Annotated in this window: 2 protein-coding genes and 1 pseudogene; 1 reads left to right on the top strand and 2 read right to left on the bottom strand. The window is 74.3% G+C overall.

Annotated features, from left to right (window positions below; translation table 11 throughout):
• Positions 1-61: 61 nt before the first annotated feature.
• Positions 62-766: pseudogene (locus ACWD3D_RS33820) on the top strand (DUF1206 domain-containing protein); the annotation flags it as partial.
• A gap of 91 nt (positions 767-857) precedes the next feature.
• Here the strand turns inward: ACWD3D_RS33820 and ACWD3D_RS33815 are convergent.
• Both ACWD3D_RS33815 and ACWD3D_RS33810 read right to left on the bottom strand, forming a co-directional pair.
• Positions 858-2,237, bottom strand: a complete 1,380-nt coding sequence (locus tag ACWD3D_RS33815) for a cryptochrome/photolyase family protein (RefSeq protein WP_451464536.1) — start codon at positions 2,235-2,237, stop codon at positions 858-860.
• A gap of 144 nt (positions 2,238-2,381) precedes the next feature.
• Positions 2,382-3,950 (bottom strand): SDR family oxidoreductase, encoded by a 1,569-nt coding sequence (locus tag ACWD3D_RS33810; RefSeq protein ID WP_451464535.1) that lies wholly within the window; start codon positions 3,948-3,950, stop codon positions 2,382-2,384.
• Between the last annotated feature and the right edge of the window lie 439 nt (positions 3,951-4,389).

The following is a 4,389-nucleotide window of genomic DNA, read 5'->3' as shown; positions in this document are numbered from 1 at the left end:
GCCGCGCCGAATGTCGCCGGAGCTGGCACAGTGGTAGGGGGAACGGTCACGGTCCCCGAAGCGTTGTGCGGGCGACAGCGGCGGCGGAGAGCAGGCCGACCGGGGCGGCGCCCTGAAGGAAGTGGCCGAGCAGCCGCTCGGCGGGGTCCTTCTGTGGCTGCTCGGCATCGGACTCGTGGGCATGGCGCTCTGGCGTCTCTCCGAGGCGCTGTTCGGCCAGGCCGGGCCGGACGGGCACAAGCCCATGAAGCGGGTCATCGCCGCCGGGCGCTGCGTGTTCTACGCCTTCGTCGCGTACTCCGTGATCTCGTACGCCGCCGGGGACAAGGGCAGCGGCAGCGGATCGAGTGACAAGCGGACCGACGACGTCACCGCCAAGGTCCTCGACTGGTCCGGCGGCCAGTGGATCGTGGGGATCGCCGGAGCCGTCGTCGTGGGCGTCGGTCTGTGGCTGATCTTCCGCGCGGTGACCCTGAAGTTCCGCAAGCACCTCGACATGTCCGGCACCGGGGAGAAGGTCCGCCGGACCGTCGACGCGGTCGGCGTGTTCGGCGGAACGGCCCGGGGCGTCGTCTTCGGCACGGCGGGCGGCTTCGCCATCGCCGCGGCCGTCCAGCACGAACCGGGACAGGCCAAGGGCATGGACGACACCCTGCGCTCCTTCACCGACACCCCCGCCGGTCCCTGGCTGCTCGTGCTCGTCGCCCTCGGACTGGCCGCCTTCGGCGTCTTCTCGTGGGCCAACGCCCGCTGGCGCAAGGTCTGACACCACCTTCCACCCCACCCCTGGACACGGCCCCGCCGGGCACCCCCACCCACCGGCGGGGCCGTCCCGCGCCCGGACGCGGGGCGCGCTCTCAAGCCCGGCCACGTGCCTGCTTGAACCGGTCCAGCGCGTCCGCCAGACCGACCAGCGGAGCCGGGTAGTCCAGCGCGGCGCGCTCCGACTCGGGGAGCTGCCACGGCTCGTGCACCGCACCGCCCCCGACGCCCGCCAACTCCGGTACCCAGCGGCGCACGTACGCCCCGTCGGGGTCGTAACGGTGGCCCTGGCGCACCGGGTTGAGCACCCGGTTGGGGCGGCTGTCGGTCCCCGTGCCCGCCACCCACTGCCAGTTGAGCTGGTTGTTGGCGATGTCGCCGTCCACCAGCAGGTCCAGGAAGTGGCGCGCGCCGATCCGCCAGTCCACGTACAGCGACTTCGCCAGAAAGCTGGCCGTGAGCAGCCGGCCCCGGTTGTGCATCCAGCCTTCGTGGCGCAGTTGACGCATCGCGGCGTCCACGACCGGATAGCCGGTACGCCCCTCCCGCCACGCCTCGATCTCGTCCCCCGCCTCCTTCTCGCTCCGCCAGTCGTCGTGCTGCGTACGGTAGTTCTCGTGCGAGGCGGCCGGACGCGCGGCGAGGACCTGGTGGTGGAAGTCCCGCCAGCACACCTGCCGTACGAACGCCTCCGCACCCGCGCCACCCGCGCCGCGGGCCCGCCCGATCAGCTCGGCGGGCGAGACCGTGCCGAAGTGCAGATGGGGCGAGAGCCGTGAGGTCGCGTCGCCCGCGAGGTCGTCGTGCGTCTCCTCGTACGAGTCGAGTCCGGACCTGCGCCACGCGGTGAGCAGGGCCCGGCCCGCCTTCTCGCCGCCCTCGGCCAGTCCGGGCGAGACCCCGGACACCCCGGCCCGGGACGGCAGTTCGCCGGAGTTCGCCGCGTCCGGCACCCGAAGGGAGCGCGGCGGGGCGAGGGGATCCCGCAGCCGCTCCTGGGACCAGCGCCGGAAGTACGGGGTGAAGACGGAGAAGTGGTCCGATCCCGAGCCCGTGGGCCGTACCGCCCCCGGGGCGACGGCGGTCACCACCGCGTCGTGGACGTGCAACCTCCGCCCCTGCGACTCCAGTTCCCCGCGCAACCGCTCCTCGCGGGCATGGGCGTACGCGCTGACCCCGCCGGACATGTGGACGTCCCCGGCGCCCGTCTCGGCGGCGACCCGGCAGACCTCCCCGACCACGTCCCCGGCACGGATCACGAGCCGTCCGCCCCGCTCGCGCAGTCCCGCGTCCAGGTCCCGCAGGCAGTCGGCGAGGAAAGCCCGCCGGTTGGGTACCGCGAAACCGGCCTCCTCCACGCGCCGGTCGAGGACGAAGAGCGGCACGACCGTGTCGCTCGCGGCCGAGGCGGCGCGCAGCGGCGGATGGTCGTGCAGCCGCAGGTCGGAGGTGAACAGGACGACCGAGACGGTCATGGCGCTACTCCTGGACGGGGTCGGAACCGGAACGCGGACATCTGGTGCAACCGGTGCTTCCGCACGGCCCGGCGGTCCGGATGCGCCGCACCCCCCAAGAGGCGCGGGGCACCTGCCGTCCGGACCGCCCGCTGCCGCTCGGGCTCAGGGCTGTCCCTGAGGACGCGGACGCACCGCCGCGGTCTCCGCCCGGGCCCGGGCGGAACCGGGGGTCCGGGACGCTGCCCGGGCGATGTTGCGGGCCATGCCGCCGAAGACGATCGCGTGGAAGGGCGAGACGCTCCACCAGTAGGCGTGGCCCAGCAGCCCGCGCGGGTGGAAGAGCGCCCGCTGACGGTAGTGGGAGCGCCCGCCCTCCCGGTTCTCGACGTACATCTCCAGCCAGGCCAGACCCGGCACCCGCATCTCCGCCCGCAGCCGCAGCAGCCTGCCCGGCTCGATCTCCTCCACCCGCCAGAAGTCGAGCGAGTCCCCCACCCGGAGCCGGTCGGCGTCCCGGCGGCCCCGCCGCAGCCCGACCCCGCCCATCGCCCGGTCCAGCCACCCCCGCACCGCCCAGGCCAGCGGAAACGAGTACCAGCCGTTGTCGCCCCCGATGCCCTCCACGACCCGCCACAGCGCCGCCGGGGAAGCGTCGACGTCCCGCTCCCGGAGGTCCTCGTACAGGCTGCCGCCCGCCCAGTCCGGGTCCGTGGGCAGCGGGTCGCTCGGCGCGCCCGCGAGCGAGGCCGAGGACCACCGGGTGGTCACCTGCGCCTCACGGACCCGCTGGAGCGCGAGGGAGAGCGCCGTGTCGAACGGGAACGGCTGCCCCGGCCCGTCCGGGACGTACCGCGCGATGTCGTGCTCCCGGCAGACCACCTCGTACCGCAGCGACTCCGCGAGCGGCCGGGCGAGGGCCCTGGGCACCGGGGTGACCAGCCCGATCCAGTGGCTGGACAACCGGGGCGTGAGCATCGGGACGGGCAGGATCAGTCGTTTCGGCAGGCCCCCGACCTCGGCGTACCGCTCCATCATCACCCGGTACGTCAGCACGTCGGGCCCGCCGATGTCGAAGCTGCGGTGCACGTCCGCGGGCATCCGGGCGCAGCCGACGAGGTAGCGCAGGACGTCCCGGACGCCGATCGGCTGGATCCGGGTGGACACCCAGCTCGGGGTGACCATGACCGGCAGCCGCTCGGTGAGGTAGCGGAGCATCTCGAAGGACGCCGAACCCGAACCGATGATGACGGCGGCCCGCAGCACGGTCGTCGGCACCCCCGAATCCAGCAGGATGCGGCCGACCTCCGCCCGGGAGCGCAGATGCGGGGAGAGCTCGTCCTCGGGTACGTCGCCGGGCGTGAGGCCCCCCAGATAGACGATGCGGCGCACCCCGGCGGCGCGGGCCTGCTCCCCGAACGTCCGGGCCGCCCTGCGGTCGGTCTCCTCGAAGCTTGAACCGGTGCCCAGCGCGTGCACCAGGTAGTACGCGACGTCGATGTCCCGCATGGCCGGGGCCAGCGACTCCGGGTCGGTGACGTCTCCGCGCACCACCTCCGCCTCGGCGATCCAGGGGTAGTCGCGCAGCTTCTGGGGGGTCCTCGCCAGGCATCGCACCCGGTGGCCGGCGAGGAGCAGCTCCGGCACCAAGCGGCCCCCGATGTAGCCGGTGGCCCCCGTCACCAGGCAGCGCAGGCCTTTCCCGTCGTCCCTGGTCTCCTTGGCCGTCTCCATGGCGCCTCCGCCTCGCGTTCGATTCCGGTCTCCTCCCTCCACCGTCCCCGCCCGTACCGCATTCCGCCCGGCGGGGCCCGGCGGAGGCGGCGCGACACGGTCCGGGACGGCCGAATGGGTCGCGAGGCCGCTCCGGAGTCCTCTTCACCGGCCCCGGCAGCCACCGCCCGGCCGGTCGGCGTGATCCCCTCGGGAGCCGGGGCCCGCGGCACCGGCACACCGCCGGCACGGATCGGGGGCCGCCCGCATCCGCCGGACGAGGGACGGCGGAAGAGACGCGACGGGTCCGGAAGACCACGGACCCGCGACGGACCCCGTACCGCCGGCGCGCCGGCCCGGCGGTGCGGGGCCCGCCCGAGCGGGCCCACCCGTCCGTATCACGAGTGAAGCCGATCTCGCCCGCGCCGAGCACGGCCTCCCCGCCGGCGCAGGCCACGTG

It is taken from the genome of Streptomyces sp. NPDC002690 (assembly GCF_053592415.1).
This window is presented reverse-complemented; position numbering and strand designations above follow the sequence as displayed.